This is a genomic window from Agromyces sp. GL_144, from assembly GCF_057834305.1.
In genome coordinates this window covers 3,396,631-3,411,640 of sequence record NZ_CM174399.1, presented here as the reverse complement: position 1 = coordinate 3,411,640, position 15,010 = coordinate 3,396,631, and the positions used below count along the sequence as shown (strand labels likewise).

14 protein-coding genes and 1 pseudogene are annotated in these 15,010 nt (G+C 71.5%); 8 read left to right on the top strand and 7 right to left on the bottom strand.

The features are described from left to right. Positions 1-108: 108 nt before the first annotated feature. Positions 109-399, top strand: coding sequence for a DUF6412 domain-containing protein (locus AC3IPY_RS15680; protein ID WP_489185192.1), 291 nt, complete (start codon positions 109-111; stop codon positions 397-399). Between the two features lie 93 nt (positions 400-492). Then, positions 493-1,320 (top strand): YidC/Oxa1 family membrane protein insertase, encoded by an 828-nt coding sequence (locus AC3IPY_RS15675; RefSeq protein WP_489185191.1) that lies wholly within the window; start codon positions 493-495, stop codon positions 1,318-1,320. A 103-nt stretch (positions 1,321-1,423) separates the two neighbouring features. Here AC3IPY_RS15675 and AC3IPY_RS15670 read toward each other — a convergent pair whose 3' ends face one another. Together AC3IPY_RS15670 and AC3IPY_RS15665 are read right to left on the bottom strand one after the other, a co-directional pair. Next, the gene (locus tag AC3IPY_RS15670; RefSeq protein ID WP_489185190.1) at positions 1,424-2,170 is read right to left on the bottom strand and encodes a glutamine amidotransferase; all 747 of its coding nucleotides are present in this window, start codon (positions 2,168-2,170) and stop codon (positions 1,424-1,426) included. Further along, positions 2,167-2,895, bottom strand: a complete 729-nt coding sequence (locus AC3IPY_RS15665; RefSeq protein WP_489185189.1) for a LysR family substrate-binding domain-containing protein — start codon at positions 2,893-2,895, stop codon at positions 2,167-2,169. Before AC3IPY_RS15665 ends, AC3IPY_RS15670 begins: the two co-directional genes overlap by 4 nt. A 187-nt stretch (positions 2,896-3,082) precedes the next feature. Between AC3IPY_RS15665 and AC3IPY_RS15660 the strand changes: the two genes are divergently transcribed. Further along, on the top strand, positions 3,083-3,487 hold the full coding sequence (locus AC3IPY_RS15660; RefSeq protein ID WP_489188347.1) for a DUF5997 family protein: 405 nt from the start codon (positions 3,083-3,085) through the stop codon (positions 3,485-3,487). A 4-nt stretch (positions 3,488-3,491) separates the two neighbouring features. Here AC3IPY_RS15660 and AC3IPY_RS15655 read toward each other — a convergent pair whose 3' ends face one another. Then, the gene (locus tag AC3IPY_RS15655; protein ID WP_489185188.1) at positions 3,492-4,130 is read right to left on the bottom strand and encodes an alpha/beta hydrolase; all 639 of its coding nucleotides are present in this window, start codon (positions 4,128-4,130) and stop codon (positions 3,492-3,494) included. Positions 4,131-4,171: 41 nt separating this feature from the next. Between AC3IPY_RS15655 and AC3IPY_RS15650 the strand changes: the two genes are divergently transcribed. Then, positions 4,172-4,756 carry an NUDIX hydrolase family protein gene (locus AC3IPY_RS15650; protein ID WP_489185187.1) on the top strand — a complete coding sequence of 195 codons (585 nt, stop codon included), beginning with the start codon at positions 4,172-4,174 and terminating at the stop codon, positions 4,754-4,756. Here the strand turns inward: AC3IPY_RS15650 and AC3IPY_RS15645 are convergent. Then, positions 4,723-5,265, bottom strand: coding sequence for a nitroreductase/quinone reductase family protein (locus AC3IPY_RS15645; protein ID WP_489185186.1), 543 nt, complete (start codon positions 5,263-5,265; stop codon positions 4,723-4,725). The genes AC3IPY_RS15650 and AC3IPY_RS15645 overlap by 34 nt on opposite strands. A gap of 255 nt (positions 5,266-5,520) precedes the next feature. Next, a complete protein-coding gene (locus AC3IPY_RS15640) occupies positions 5,521-6,564 on the bottom strand; it encodes a LacI family DNA-binding transcriptional regulator (protein ID WP_489185185.1) in 1,044 nt (347 codons plus the stop codon). 445 nt (positions 6,565-7,009) lie between these two features. On the opposite strand from AC3IPY_RS15640, the gene AC3IPY_RS15635 reads away from it, so the two are divergent. The 4 genes and pseudogenes from AC3IPY_RS15635 (at position 7,010) to AC3IPY_RS15620 (ending at position 13,164) form a co-directional block, all read left to right on the top strand. Further along, entirely contained in the window at positions 7,010-9,304 is a 2,295-nt protein-coding gene (locus tag AC3IPY_RS15635) for a discoidin domain-containing protein (protein WP_489185184.1), read from the top strand. A 215-nt stretch (positions 9,305-9,519) separates the two neighbouring features. Further along, positions 9,520-10,950 (top strand): DUF1996 domain-containing protein, encoded by a 1,431-nt coding sequence (locus AC3IPY_RS15630; protein WP_489185183.1) that lies wholly within the window; start codon positions 9,520-9,522, stop codon positions 10,948-10,950. 264 nt (positions 10,951-11,214) lie between these two features. Next, positions 11,215-11,403: pseudogene (locus AC3IPY_RS15625) on the top strand (discoidin domain-containing protein); the annotation flags it as partial. Between the two features lie 474 nt (positions 11,404-11,877). Continuing rightward, the gene (locus AC3IPY_RS15620) at positions 11,878-13,164 is read left to right on the top strand and encodes a hypothetical protein (RefSeq protein WP_489188346.1); all 1,287 of its coding nucleotides are present in this window, start codon (positions 11,878-11,880) and stop codon (positions 13,162-13,164) included. A 160-nt stretch (positions 13,165-13,324) separates the two neighbouring features. On the opposite strand, the gene AC3IPY_RS15615 is transcribed toward AC3IPY_RS15620, so the two are convergent. Together AC3IPY_RS15615 and AC3IPY_RS15610 are read right to left on the bottom strand one after the other, a co-directional pair. After that, positions 13,325-14,281 carry a nucleoside hydrolase gene (locus AC3IPY_RS15615; RefSeq protein WP_489185181.1) on the bottom strand — a complete coding sequence of 319 codons (957 nt, stop codon included), beginning with the start codon at positions 14,279-14,281 and terminating at the stop codon, positions 13,325-13,327. A 72-nt stretch (positions 14,282-14,353) separates the two neighbouring features. Further along, positions 14,354-14,860 carry a GNAT family N-acetyltransferase gene (locus AC3IPY_RS15610; protein ID WP_489185180.1) on the bottom strand — a complete coding sequence of 169 codons (507 nt, stop codon included), beginning with the start codon at positions 14,858-14,860 and terminating at the stop codon, positions 14,354-14,356. Positions 14,861-15,010 lie beyond the last annotated feature (150 nt).

Sequence of the window (15,010 nt, the reverse complement as noted above, 5' to 3'; positions counted from 1 at the left end):
CGATACGGCGCGGGGCGCCTGCTCGACCGGCCCACGGGCGTGCGGTGTTACCGTGGAACGCGATCGCACCGCGCGAGACCGCACGAGACCGCATGAGGGGAGGCCGACATGTTCGACGTCGTCGCCCTCCTGCGCCTGATCCAGGGCGTGCTCGAACCGCAGCTCGCGGGCGACGCGCACCTCTCGATGATCGTCATCGGCGCGCTCGGCATCGCGGCCGTCGCCATCGTCGTCACCGCGCATCGCGCGGTGCCGGCCCTCGTCGGCGCCGACCCGACCGGTGCATCCCTGCGCCTGCGGCAGACGGTCGACCCAGGTCGGCTCATCGCGCAGAGCGACCCCGACGCGGCGGGGCGCCCGCGCCCCAGGGCGCCGGGACGCGGCATCCAGGCCGCGTAGCGACATCCGCCCCTCGTCCCGCGCTCGCGGGAGCATCGGCGACCCCTCGCGGCCAGACGGATCCCCTTCCGCTCCGACCGCTAGGACCCATCAGTGAACCTCTACGCCTTTCCGCCCATCGCCGCCGTGCTCGACGTCGCCTACGGCTTGCTCATGTCGCTGTCGAACCTGCTCGAACCCCTCGCCGGCGCCTCGAGCGCCGCACTCGCCATCGTGCTCGTGACCCTGCTCGTGCGCGCCGCGCTCATTCCGGTCGGCATCTCGCAGGCCAAGGCCGAACGCACGCGCGCACGGCTCGCGCCGAAGATCGCCGAGCTGCAGCGCAAGCACAAGAAGAACCCCGAACGCCTGCAGCGCGAGATGATGGCGCTCTACGCCGACGAGGGCACGTCGCCCATGGCCGGCTGCCTGCCGATGCTCGTGCAGATCCCGGTCGTCGGGGTCATCTACGCGCTCTTCATCCTGCCGGTCATCGCCGGGCATCCGAACGAACTGCTGACGCACACCCTCTTCGGCGTGCCGCTCGGCTCGAGCCTCGCCGGGTCGATCGCCGCCGGAACCGTCACGCCCACCGTCGTGGCCGTGTTCGGCGCGATCGTGCTGCTCATCGCACTCGTGGGCGAGGTCACGCGGCGGGCGTTCCGGCCCGTCGCCGGAGCGGCATCGCCGGCTGCACCCACCGCCCCGAGCGGCGCGGCGTCGGGCGCCGGTGCGCTGTCTCCCGAGGGCCTCGCCCGCATGCAGGGCGCGCTCGGACTGCTGCAGTTCATCACCGCGGTCGTGGCGATGTTCGTGCCGCTCGCCGCGGGGATCTACCTGCTCGTGACGGTGACGTGGACGCTCGGGCAGCGCCTCGTGCTGCGGCGGATGTATCCGGCGGTGCCGCCGCAGAGGCCCGAAGCGCCCGCGCTGCCCGCGTGAGCATTGCACGTCCTTTTTCAGGAAGGGGTGTGGGATCCACGGCCCATTCGGGTGCTGCGAAGCCGCTGCCCGCGGATCCCATACGCCTTCCTGAAACGTGATCTCAGAAGGCGTCGGCGAGTTCGGCGAAGCGCCGCAGCAGCAGTTGCGGTGCGGTGACGGATGCCGCGGCGAGCCGCTCGCTCACCGCGCGGAGCTCCGCCGCCGGGAAGTAGCCGTGGTGGCGGTAGACGTTGGCGCGGGCGACGAAGTCGGTCGCGGTGACCTCGGGGTGGAACTGCGTCGCGTAGACGCCCGTCGCGGCGACCCGGTAGACCTGCACGGGGCATGCGGCCGACGAGGCGAGCAGCACGGCGTCGGCGGGCAGCAGCTCGGTCGCCTCTTTGTGCCCGACGAGGGCGTCGAAGCGGCGGGGGAGCACGCCGGTGAGCGCGTCGTCGACGCCGGCATCGGTGAGGGTGATCTCGACGGCGGCGGCCTCCTCGCCGTGCTGGGTGCCGACCACGCCGCCGAGCAGTCGCGTGAGCACGCCGATGCCGTAGCAGGTGAAGACCAGCGGGTGGCCGCCGTCGAGGGCGGACTGCGCGACGCGGGCCAGGTCGTCTTCGACCCGCCGCTGCACCGGATGCTTGTGCTCGTCGGGGGTCGTCACGTTGTACGGGCTGCCGCCCACGACGATGCCCGCGTACGCCGACAGGTCGGTCGTGGGCAGGGTCTCGACGTCGAGGCGCACATGCTCGAGGCGGTCGGCGTCCACGCCCATGGCGCGGCGCACCGACTCGTACTCGGGTCCGACGGCCTCGACCTCGGGCCGCGCCGAGAGGAACAGGAACGGGCGTGGGTCGCTCATCGGCCCCTCCGCTGGTTTCGCTGCTTGCCGCCGGTGCGCGGTGCGGGGCGCGACGTCTTGCCGCCCTTGCCCGTCTTCGCTCCGCCCTTGCCGCCCTTGCCCTTGCCGGCCTTCGCCGCCTCGGCCGCGCGTCGCTCGGCCGCCGCCTTCTTCGCCGCCTTCGCGGGGGAGAGTGCGGGCTCGTCGTCGTCGCGACCTCGTGAGCTCTTCGCGCCGCGGCCGCGCACGACCCCGACGAACTCCTGGATGTCGGCGTCGTCGCGTTCGAGGGTCCAGACCAACGCGATGCGCGTGGTCGAGGCATCCGTCACCGGGATCGCGACCACGTCTCTTCGCGCGTGCAGGCGGGCGACGCCGTGCGGCACGAGCGCCAGGCCGGTGCCGGCCGCGACGAGTTCGACCGTCATCGCCGCGTCGTCCTGCACGGGGGCGACCGGCTCGTCGGCCAGGTCGGCGAGTGTCAGCGACGCCTCGTCGGCGAACGGGTGCTCCTTCGCGAGCACGACGACCGGCTGCTCCTCCCACAGCGGGATGACGTGCAGGCCCTCGTCGTCGACCGGCAGGCGCACGAACGCGATGTCGACCTCGCCCTCGCGCAGGCCGGCGATCTGCGCGCCCTCGTCGACGCGCTGCGCCTCGAGGGGCAGGTCGGGTCGTCGCTCGTTCCAGGCGCGCAGCCATCGTGCGGGGCTGACCCCGGCGACATAGCGCAGTTGCAGGGTCATCTCGCCCCCTCCTGTGCCGCGGAAACGCCCACCACAGGCTATCGCGCCGCACCGGGGGTCGCTGGGCGCGGGCGGCGCGGTGGTCGGCAGATGACGGTTGCCTCGAGCCCGGCGGCGACGGATGCCTCGAGCGGATGCCGCGCACAGGTGAACCGGCTAACGTGTGAGGGTGAACGCCTCCCAGTCGATGAAACCCGAGACCGCCGCCAAGAAGCTCGGGATCCTCCTCGACGCGACCCCCGAAGACTTCCGCGAGGGCGTCGTGACCCGCGACGAGCTCACGAAGCTGCAGGCCGACCCGCCCGAGTGGCTCGAGAAGCTGCGCCGCGAGGGCCCGCACCCGCGCACGGTCGTGGCCGCCAAGCTCGGCATCTCGAATTCCGGCCTCACGCGCGGCGGCGTGACCGAGCCGCTCACGAGCGCCGAGATCAAGTCGCTGCTCGAGGCCCCGCCGCAGTGGCTCGTGCAGGAGCGCGCGACGCAGGCCGCGGTGCGCCAGGAGAAGATCCGCGTCGCCGATCGCGACAAGGAGCGCGCCGCCCGCTGGGCCGCCGAGGGTCGCACCCCCGGCAAGGGCGGCTCGGGCGTCTGACGCGTCAGGCCGCGTACTGCGCGCGCACGAACGCCGCGACATCCGCGAGTTCGAGCTCCGACACCGAGTGCGCGAGCCCCTCGTAGATGCGCTCGTCGAGCGAGGAGTGCGAGGGCAACCAGTCGAGGGTGCGCTGCACCGAGGCATCCGGAATCACGGTGTCGACCGTGCCACGGCCCCAGAACACCGGCGGCGCGAGCTCGGCGAGACGTTCGTCGCCGTCGCCGGGCCGCTCGCCCGGCAGCACGAAGCCGGCCAGGCTCACCGCGAACGAGAACCGCTCGGGCGCACGGCGCAGCAGCTCGATCGCCATCGCACCGCCCTGCGAGAAGCCGAGCAGGCCCACGGATGCCACGTCGGGCGCGACCCGGTCGAGCCACGCGAGGATCGCGTCGGTCGCGGCATCCGCCCCCTGCACCGACGGTTCGGCGCCCTCGGCGAGCAGCGGGAACCAGGCGTAGCCGTAGCCCGTGAACTCCGGGGCGCGCAATGAGGCGAGCGTCGGCTCGAGCGGGAGGTACGGGCCGAGGCCGAACAGGTCGCCCTCGTTCGAGTTGAAGCCGTGCAGGAGCACCAGCAGCGGCCGGCCCGCGCGGTCGGCTTCGGAGGCCGACCAGAGCACCGCCTCGTCGTCGATTCGCATCCACGCATCGTATCCCGGCCATGCTGGGGCAGAATCGAGGCATGAGCGTGCGCACCCCCGACCCCGACTGGAACGGCGACGAGCCCGTCAACCAGCCGGCGTCGAACCCGACTCCGGGATGGCTGACCGACATCGAGCTCGCCGAGATCCGCGGCCGGCTGCCGCTGCTCTACGTCGAGGCGGTGCCCGTGCGGGTCGACGGGCTCGGGCAGGTCACCGAGGTCGGCGTGCTGCTGCGCGCGAACTCGGTCGGCGAGATCACCCGCACGCTCGTGTCGGGGCGTGTGATGTACGGCGAGACCGTGCGCGACGCGCTGTTCCGCCATCTCGAGAAGGACCTCGGGCCGATGGCGTTCCCGCTGCTGCCCGCGAGCCCTGTGCCGTTCACGGTCGCCGAGTACTTTCCGATGCCCGGCGTCTCGCCGTTCCACGACGACCGCCAGCATGCGGTGTCGCTCGTCTTCGTCGTGCCCGTCACGGGCACCTGCGAGCCGCGTCAGGATGCGCTCGAGGTCACCTGGATGACGCCCGTCGACGCCGGGTCCGACTCGGTGGGCGACGAATTCGAGGGCGGGCGCGGGCTGCTCGTGCGTCAGGCGCTCGCGTCGGTCGGCGCGCTGCGCTGACCCTCGGCTCGGGGCTCGAGCACGACGACCGCGGTCTCGCGACTGCGGCGCGCCGACAGCGCATCGACGTCGTCGCCGTAGGTCTGCCAGGCCGCCCAGAGCCGGGTTCGCTCCGCGCCGCGCGCCGCACGGGCACGCACCTCGCGGCCGCCCTCGGGCAGCACGACCGTCGCGTCGGGGTTCGCGAGCAGATTGAGCCACCACGCCGGCTCGGGCTCGGCCCAGCCGTTCATGGCGAGCGTGACGAGGTTCGGGCCGTCTTCGAAGTACGCGACGATGACGGCGCGCTCGCGCCCCGTGCGCCGGCCCGTGGTCGTCAGGCGCATGGTGCCCCAGCGCTCGGGCTTCGGCGGCCAGAGGCCCTTTCGCCCGCCCGTGACCCGGTAGATGCCGCGATGCACGACCCACGCGGTGCGCACGAACCAGCGCGGAGGGAGGCGCGGCGGCTTCGTCGCGTTCGTCGCGTTCGTCGCACCTGTTGCGCGCGTCGCCTTCGCCGGATCGCTCACGGGGCCGCCCTCCTCCGCCCGGGATCTGCGGGCGGTTCCCACATTCGCCGACGTGCGCGGAGGAGTCAATCGGCCGATCGGCCGAGTACGGCGCCGGATGCCTCGACCGATCGGTCGGGTGTTCTGTTCGTGCGGCGGCGCCCGGCGGTCGAGCGGACGTCGCGACATCCGCTCGACCGATGAAGTCCTCAGTCCTCAGTCCTCAGCCGTCTTCGGAGATCGGCGGGGCATCCGCTCCTTCGCGGAGGCACGGGCTCAGGCGCTGCCGCGCACCACGAGCACGGGGTCGAAGATGACCGATGAGGGGCGGGTGCCGGGCTCGCGGATCTGGGTGACGAGGGTGCGGGCCATCTGCGCCGCCATCTCCTCGATGGGCTGGCGCACGCTCGTGAGCGTCGGGCGGGCGATCGTGGCGATGCCGGAGTCGTCGAACCCGACGACCGCGACGTCGCCGGGCACCCGGCGGTCCCTCGCCTGGAGCTCGTGCATGGCGCCGAGCGCCATCAGGTCGTTCGCCGCGAAGACGGCGTCGATGTCGGAGGCGGACTCGAGGATCTCGGCCATTGCTCGCTCGCCGCTCTCGACCGTGAAGTCGCCGTGCGCGGTCGGCGGGAACGCCTGCCCGTGACGGGCCATCGCGTCGCGGAAGCCGCGGGCGCGGTCCTCTGCGCTCGGCACGTCTTCGGGGCCGGCGATGAGCGCGACCCGCTGGGCGCCACGGCCGATGAGGTGCTCGGCGGCGAGGCGGCCCCCGTCGTGATTCGCGATGTCGACGAAGCTGACGGCGGCGCCGCCGGCGGGCCGGGCGAACGTGACGGCCGGCAGGCCGGCAGCGGCGAACGCGGCGGGCAACGGGTCGTCGGAGTGCGTGGAGACGAGCAGCGCGCCGTCGGCGGCACCCTGCCGCACGGTCGCGAGCACGTCGGCGCGATCGGCGTCGGTCTCGACGAGGAGCAGCACCGGCTGCGTGTCGAGGGTGCGAAGCGTGCGCACGACGCCGCTGATGACGCGGCTGAAGAACGGGTCCGCGAAGACGTCGGGCTCGGCGACCCCGCCCTGCTCGGCGTCGGTGCCCGCGACGGCGACGAGCACGGTGCCGGTGCGCCCGCTCGCGAGCGACCTGGCGGCGCGATTGGGCACGTAGCCGGTCTCGGCGATGGCCCGACCGACGATCTCCTTCAGCTCGGGCGCGACGCCCCTGGTGTCGCGGATGGCGCGGGAGACGGTCGCTCGTGAGACGCCGGCGACCCTCGCGACATCGTCGAGGGTCGGGGTGCGCAGGTCGGCGGGCTTCTCCACGCGATGACCCTAGCACCCATGGGATCGCGCTATCCAAGGATCGCCGCTCATGAGCGGCAAATCGGGAACGGTTCCCCGAATTCGGCGGGCAAGACGAGCGGTGAAGCGTGCATCCTTGAACTTTCGGGCGCGGGTTCGAGTCGGATGAGAGCGCTATCCCGAAGAAGTTCAGGCGGAGTTGCGTGCGATGGTGAGGCGCTGGACGCGCGGGAATTCCGCCTGAATCCGCGGAAGTACGCGGATCGCGGGGCGCCGTCCCGTGATCGGAGCACGGACTTCGGCGTGAAATGTCCCCTTGACAGGGGGCAAATCACCGGACGATACTCGGTCGCGCTGGTGTAAGAGCGCTATCCGAGATCCACGAACGTCTCGGGCGTGCGGCTCAATGACGAGACGACCAGCCGAACCGCCCCGCGGATCGGCGCAAGCAGAGGAGACCCCGACCGTGACTTCCCATCCGCCGATCCAGATGAGACGGGGCACGCCCATGCGCGTGCTCGCGCTCGGCGCCGTGCTCGCCGCGACCCTCGTCGCGACCGTGCTCGCCGCCCCCGGGCAGGCCGCAGTCGCCGCCCCGGTGAATCTCTCGCAGGGCAAGACCGCCACGGCGTCCTCGGTCGAGAGCCCCGACTACACCCCCGCCTCCGCCGCGTTCGACGGCGACCCCGGAACCCGGTGGTCCAGCGTCTGGAGCGATCCCCAGTGGATCCAGATCGACCTCGGCCAGACGTCGAGCATCGACCGCATCGACCTGAGCTGGGAGGGCGCGTACGCGAAGGCGTACGAGATCCAGGTCTCCGACACCGGCGCGGGCGGGTGGACGACGATCCACTCCACCGCGAACGGCCAGGGCGGCACCGAGTCCCTCGACGTCGACGGCGAGGGGCGCTACGTGCGCCTGTACGGCACCGAGCGGGCCAACGGCTACGGCTACTCGCTCTGGGAGTTCCAGGTGTTCGGCACGGCCGGCGGCACCGACCCGACGGACCCGACCGACCCGACCGATCCCACCGACCCGACCGATCCCACCGACCCGACCGATCCCACCGACCCCGGTGAGATCGACCCCGGCTACCCGAACGAGCCCGGCCCCTTCACGACGCCGAGCGTGGTGAAGGTCGAGGGCGGCAACGGCAACTGGTCGCTGCAGGTGAACGGCAAGCCGTACACCGTGAAGGGCTTCACCTGGGGCCCCTCGTACGCCGAGGCCGACACCTACATGCCCGGCCTCACCGCGATGGGCGCGAACACGACGCGCACCTGGGGCACCGGCGCCGACACGAAGGCGCTCCTCGACTCCGCGGCCGAGCACGGCGTGCGCGTGATCAACGGCTTCTGGCTGCTGCCCGGCGGCGGCCCCGGTTCGGGCGGATGCATCAACTACACGACCGACGCCGACTACAAGTCGACGACCAAGGCCGACATCCTGAACCAGGTCGAGGTCTACAAGTCCCACCCGGCGACGCTCATGTGGAGCGTCGGCAACGAGTCCCTGCTCGGCCTGCAGAACTGCTACTCGGGCGACGAGCTCGAGGCCGAGCGCAACGCGTACGCCGCGTACGTGAACGAGGTCGCCGTGGCGATCAAGGCGATCGACCCGAACCACCCGGTCACCTCGACCGACGCGTGGACCGGCTCGTGGCCGTACTACAAGGCGAACACCCCGGCGCTCGACCTGCTCGCAGTGAACTCCTACGGCGACGTCTGCAACATCCGCCAGACCTGGGAGGACGGCGACTACGACTGGCCCTACATCGTCACCGAGGGTGGCGCGGCCGGCGAGTGGGAGGTCCCCGACGACGCGAACGGCGTTCCCGACGAGCCGACCGACATCGAGAAGGGCGAGGCGCTCCGCGACTCCTGGCGCTGCATCGTCGGTCACCAGGGCGTCGGCCTCGGCGCGACGTTCTTCCACTACGGGCTCGAGGGTGACTTCGGCGGCGTGTGGTTCAACGTGAACCCCGGCGGCAACAAGCGCCTCGGCTACTACATCGTCGCCGAGATGTGGAACGGCTCGGCCGCCGGCGGCAACACCCCGCCGCGCATCAGCTCGATGTCGATCCCCGGTTCCGGTTCGATCGTCGCCGGCCAGCCGTTCACGTTCAACCTCTCGGTGAGCGACCCCGACGGCGACCCGCTGAACTACGTCACGTTCTTCAACTCGAAGTACATCGACAACGCGGGCGGCGTGGAGTACGTCGAGCATCAGCGCAGCGGTGACCAGATCACCGTGGTCGCGCCGCAGAAGCTCGGCGTCTGGAAGGCGTACGTCTTCGTCGAGGACGGCAAGGGCAACGTCGGCGTCGAGACCCGGTCGTTCCGGGTCGTGCCGCCCGCCGTGCCCGGCACGAACGTCGCGCTCGGCAAGGAGGCGACGGCGTCCAGCTTCCAGACCTGGGGCGACAACTACTCGCCCGGCCGGGCGTTCGACGGCGACACCACGACGCGGTGGTCGGCCGAGTGGGCTCCGACCGGCTGGATCCAGGTCGACCTCGGCCAGCCGACGGCGTTCGACCGGTTCCAGCTCGTCTGGGAGGCCGCCTACGCGAAGTCCTACGAGGTGCAGACCTCGAACGACGGGTCGAACTGGTCGACCATCAAGACCGTGACCGGCGGCGACGGCGGCATCGACACGTTCGATGCGCCGGGCACCGCCCGCTACATCAAGTTCAACCTCACCGAGCGCGGCACCGAATGGGGGTACTCGCTCTTCGAGGTGGGCGTCTACGACCTGCCCTGACCCCGACCACCCGGGCCGGCGCCCCCACTCTCCGCCGGCCCGGGTTGCCACACACGCACCATGTGCCCGCGCGTCGGGCGGCCACGACGGCCGCCCGACCCGTCACAGGCGCGCCCGCGCGCCAACCCGAGCCAGGTCCGACCAGGGCCGAAACGCATCCGATCCGGCTCCGCGCCGGATCACCGCTCATCACGAAGCACGAAGGACGTACACCCATGTTCCCCCTTCCCACCAACCGGCCCGCGCCGGACACCGTCGACGGGCAGTCGTCGGCACGCGGCATCCGCAGGCCCGTCCCGTTCACGGTCGCCGTGACCGGGCTCGCCGCCATCGGCCTCGTCGCCGGTTCCCTCGTCGCCGCGAACGCCGCGGCGGCGGCATCCGACACCCTCCTCTCGAAGGGCGCGCTGACGAGCGCCTCGAGCTCCGAGTCCGGCGGGCTCGGCCCGCGCTTCGCGGTCGACGGGGATCGCTCGACCCGCTGGGCGAGCGCCCCGTCCGACGACGAATGGCTCCGCGTCGACCTCGGTGCGAGTCATCCGCTCGAGCGCGTGGTGCTCGACTGGGAGGCCGCCTACGCCGAGGCCTTCACGATCCAGGTGTCCGAGGACGCGCAGTCCTGGGACACGGTCGCGGCCGTCACCGACGGCGGCGGCGGCGTGCAGACCCTCGAGTTCACGGGCGCCGGCCGCTACGTGCAGTTCGTGGGCAGTGAGCGCGCCACCGGCTACGGCTACTCGCTCCACGAGTTCGAGGTGTACGGCGACGGCGAGGTCGTCGACCCCGAGGATCCGCCGGTCTTCAACGACGAGGTGACGCACCACGAGTTCCAGGCGAACTGCACGTTCTCGCACAACCGGCCCGACGACCCCGTCGTCTTCCCCGGCCAGCCGGGAGCGTCCCACCTGCACACCTTCGTCGGCAACCGATCGACCGACGCGTTCACGACGACCGACTCGCTGCTGGCGAGCACCGACTCGACGTGCACGGTGCCCCAGGACCACTCGTCGTACTGGTTCCCGTCGCTGTACAAGGGCACCGAGGTGGTCGAACCCGACATCCCCATGACGATCTACTACAAGTCGGGCATCGACGACTACAAGAAGGTGCAGCCCTTCCCGCAGGGCCTGCGGTTCGTCGCGGGCGACATGAAGGCCACGCCCGAGTCCTTCCGCACCGCGCCCGGCGCGGTCGAGGGCTGGGAATGCGGCGACATCTCCAAGAGCTGGGACATCCCCGACTACTGCGACCCCGGCACCGAACTGAACATCCGCTACCAGGCGCCCTCCTGCTGGGACGGCATGCACCTCACGCCGCAGGCCGCCGCGGAGATGGGCCACGGCCCGCACATGGCGTACCCGGTCAACGGGCAGTGCCCGATGACGCATCCGATCGCGGTGCCGATGATCGAGTTCAAGATCGCCTGGCCGGTGAGCGGCGACATGTCCGACGTGCGGCTTTCGAGCGGCTCCGACCAGTCGTGGCACTACGACTTCTTCAACGCCTGGGAGCCCGAGGTGCTCGACCGCCTCGTCGAGCAGTGCATCAACGGCGGGCTGCAGTGCAACCCGCGCGGGTACGACCTCTACAAGCCGCACCGCGGCACCGTGCTCGACGAGAACTACAACCTGGTCCCGAAGGCGTGATCCGAATGAGGGACGACATGAGAGACGACATGAGGGACGACATGACGAAACAACGAACCGCGCGCTCGAGAACCCTCGCCGCGCTCACGACGGCCGGCCTCGTCGGCAGCGGCCTGGTGTTCGCCGCCGCGGCACCGGCGAACGCCGCGGACTGCGAGGCGCTGCCCACCGGATCGGTCACCGCGACCGCCTCGAGCTTCCGAGGGACCGTTCACCGCGAACCTCGCGGTCGACGGCGACGCGCAGACCCGTTGGGGCTCCTCGTTCGCCGATGGCGAGTGGCTCGCCCTCGACCTCGGACAGCAGCGGGACATCTGCTCGATCGCGATCGACTGGGAGGCCGCCTACGGCCGCGGATACCGCGTGCAGGTCTCCGACGACGGGTCGAACTGGACCACCGCGGCCACCGTGACCGACGGTGACGGCGGCAGCGATACGGTGGACGTCGATGCCGGCGGCCGCTGGCTGCGGCTCGAGGGCACGCAGCGCGGCACCGGCTACGGATACTCGATCTTCGAGCTGCAGGTGCTCGTCGGCGAAGGAGGAGAACCGCCGGTGGGCGTGATTCCAGGTGGGGGCGACCTCGGTCCCAACGTGCACGTGTACGACGACCAGACGCCCGACTCCACCATCCAGGCCGAGCTCGACGCCGCGTTCACCGCGCAGGAGACCGACCAGTTCGGGCCGGCGCGCTCGCAGTTCCTGTTCAAGCCGGGCAGCTACGACGTGCACGCGCATGTCGGGTTCAACACCTCGATCAGCGGCGCCGGGCAGAACCCCGACGACGTGACGATCAATGGCGGCGTCTGGGCCGACGCGCAGTGGTTCGACGGCAACGCGACGCAGAACTTCTGGCGCTCGGTCGAGAACCTCTCGATCGTGCCGCACACCGGCGAGGCGCGCTGGGCGGTCTCGCAGGCGGCACCCATGCGTCGCGTGCACGTGAAGGGCGACCTGAACCTCGCCCCCTCGAGCTACGGCTGGGCGAGCGGCGGCTTCATCGCCGACTCGAAGATCGACGGCGCGGTGCGCTCGTACTCGCAGCAGCAGTGGCTGAGCCGCGACTCGAGCTTCGGGTCGTGGGAGGGCTCGGTGTGGAACATGGTGTTCTCGGGCGTCGAGGGCTCACCCGCCCCGCACTTCCCGAACCCGTCGCACACCGTGCTCGACGAGAGCCCGATCGTGCGCGAGAAGCCGTACCTGTACTGGGCCGGCGACGACTGGGCGGTCTTCGTGCCGAGCACGGCGACCAACACCCGCGGCACCACCTGGGAGGGCGGCCAGACGCCGGGCGAGTCGATCCCGCTCGACGAGTTCTACGTGGCCCAGCCCGGTGACTCGGCCGAGCGCATCAACCAGGCGCTCGCGCAGGGACTCAACCTGTTGCTGACCCCCGGCATCTACCACGTCGACGAGACGATCCAGGTCGACCGTGCCGACACGGTGGTGCTCGGCCTCGGCTACGCGACGATCGTGAACGACGGCGGGGTCGCCGCCATGCGCGTCGCCGACGTCGACGGCGTCAAGCTCGCCGGCGTGCTCTTCGACGCCGGCACCGAGCATGCGCCGGTCCTCCTCGAGGTCGGCGAGCCCGGGGCATCCGCCGATCACGCCGATGACCCGATCTCGCTGCACGACGTGTTCCTCCGCGTCGGCGGCGCGGTGGCCGGCAAGGTCGACGATGCGCTCGTCGTGCACGCCGACGACACCCTCGTCGACCACATCTGGTCGTGGCGCGGCGATCACGGCGAGGGCATCGGCTGGGACCTCAACACGGCCGACCGCGGCGTCGTGGTCACCGGTGACGACGTGACGGCCTACGGCCTGTTCGTCGAGCACTTCCAGCAGTACAACACGGTCTGGAGCGGTGAGCGCGGTCGCACCGTGTTCTACCAGTCGGAGCTGGCGTACGACCCGCCGAACCAGGCCGCGTGGATGAACGGCGCCACGCAGGGCTGGGCCGGCTACAAGGTCACCGACGACGTCGACGAGCACCAGGCGTGGGGCGTCGGGGTCTACTCCTACAACAACGTCGACCCGAGCATCGTCACGCACAGCGCGATCGAGGCTCCGGCGAAGCCGGGGATCAAGCTCCGCAACCTGCTCGCGGTGTCACTGGGCGGCAACGGCATCATCAGCCACGTCGTCAACGACATCGGCGATGAGGCCAGCGGCACCGACACGATCCCGAGTTACCTGGCCGCGTTCAACTGACCAGGACCAGCAGGACGGGCGGCGCGGTGATCCCGCGTCGCCCGTTCCCTCTGTGCAGGGCGGATGCCGCGACATCCGCTCGACCCTGAGCTGAGCGGATGCCGCGACACGGCCGTTCGACGCGAGCAGGGCGGATGCCGCGGCATCCGCAGCCCGGCGTCTACGCCGTCGGCAGCCCGAGCGTCTCGAGGAACACGCGGGCGAGGCGCGGCGCATCGACCGTGAGCGCGACCTCGACCTGCTCCCACTCGATGCCGTCGCCGTGCACGAGGTCTTCGCCCGGGCGGGTGCGCAGGTCGACGAGGGTCTGGCCCCTCGCGTATCCCGACAGCTCGACCCGCACGGGCAGCCGACGGGTGCCGAGGGCGTCGGGGTCGACGAGCGAGCACACCGCACCCGCGTCGCCGATGAGGCCGCTGTACTCGAACGATCCGTCGGCCGAGCCCACGACGCGATGGCCGAGCAGGGCGCCGACGACGCGGCCGAGCGGGGCCTCGCCCGCCTCGAGCCGCGCGGCGAGCTCCTGAGGCACCGCGACCTCGTTGAAGACGTCGAGCCCGTACATGTACGTCGGAACGCCAGAGTCGAGCACGATCGCGGCCGCCTCGGGGTCGTGCCAGACGTTGAACTCCGCGACCGCGGTCGCGTTGCCGACCGACGCCGAACCGCCCATGAACACGATGCGCTCCAGGTGCTGCGCCACCTCGGGGTGCGTTCGCAGCAGCAGGGCGACGTTGGTCTGCGGCGCGAGCGCGACGAGCGTCACGGGTCGCGGCGCGGCGAGGATTGTGCGGCGCAGGAACTCGACGGCGTGCTCGGGCTCGACCCGGCGCGGCGACGGCGCGAGCTCGACCCCGCCGAGCCCGTCGGCTCCGTGCACCGTCGCGGCGCGCGCGGCCTCGATGAGCGGGCGACGTGCGCCCGCGGCGACCGGCACGTCGTCGCGACCCGCGGCGGCGAGCACCCGGAGCGTGTTCTCGACGACCTGGTCGAGGGCCACGTTGCCGGCGACGCAGCTCACGCCGAGCAGCTCGAGCCCGGGGTGGCGCGCGGCGAAGACGAGGGCGAGCGCGTCGTCGACACCCGTGTCGACGTCGAGGATGACAGGAATGGGCATCGAGTCAGACTAACGCGACCCGAACGCCGCACCGAGGCATCCGCCCGTCTCGTTCGAAGCGAGATGCGCCGCTCAGCGCACCATGCGGATCTCGTGGATGGTCTCGCCGAGGAACGGCTCGTCGTGGGAGGCGCCGTCGGCCGCGAAGCCGTTGCGCTCGTAGAAGCCGATCGCGTGCGCGTTGGCCGAGGGCACCCAGAGGCTGACGGACTCGTCGCCGACGGTGGCGTCGAACAGCTTCTGCCCGATGCCGTGGCCGTGGTGCGAGTCGAGCAGGTGGATGAAGAACAGCTCGCGCTCGCGCGGCGCGTCGTCGTCGCGGGCCGGGCCGGCACCCGCGAAGCCGACGATCTCGCCGTCGACGAGTGCGGCGTTGTAGGTGTGCGCATCGCCCTGCCCGAGCCGGTGGGCCCAGAGCTCGGCCATGCGGCGGGGGGAGAGGTTCGCGAGAGTGGCCTGGTCGACCAGCTGGTCGTAGTCTTCGTGCCAGCACTGGGCGTGGACACGCCCCAGCGCTTCGGCGTCGGAATCGCGGACCGGACGGATCACAAGGGCTTCGGCAACGACTTCGGTGCTCATACCCAGAGGCTAAGCCAGGGTGCGGCGCGCGACAAATCGAGGCGGCCCGCACCGCCGATCGTTGTCCATCGGTGACAATGCGGGCGTCGAGCGGATGCCTCGTGCCGGGCGCCTGCGGTTCGGCACGGTGCCCGCACATGCCGACGGCCC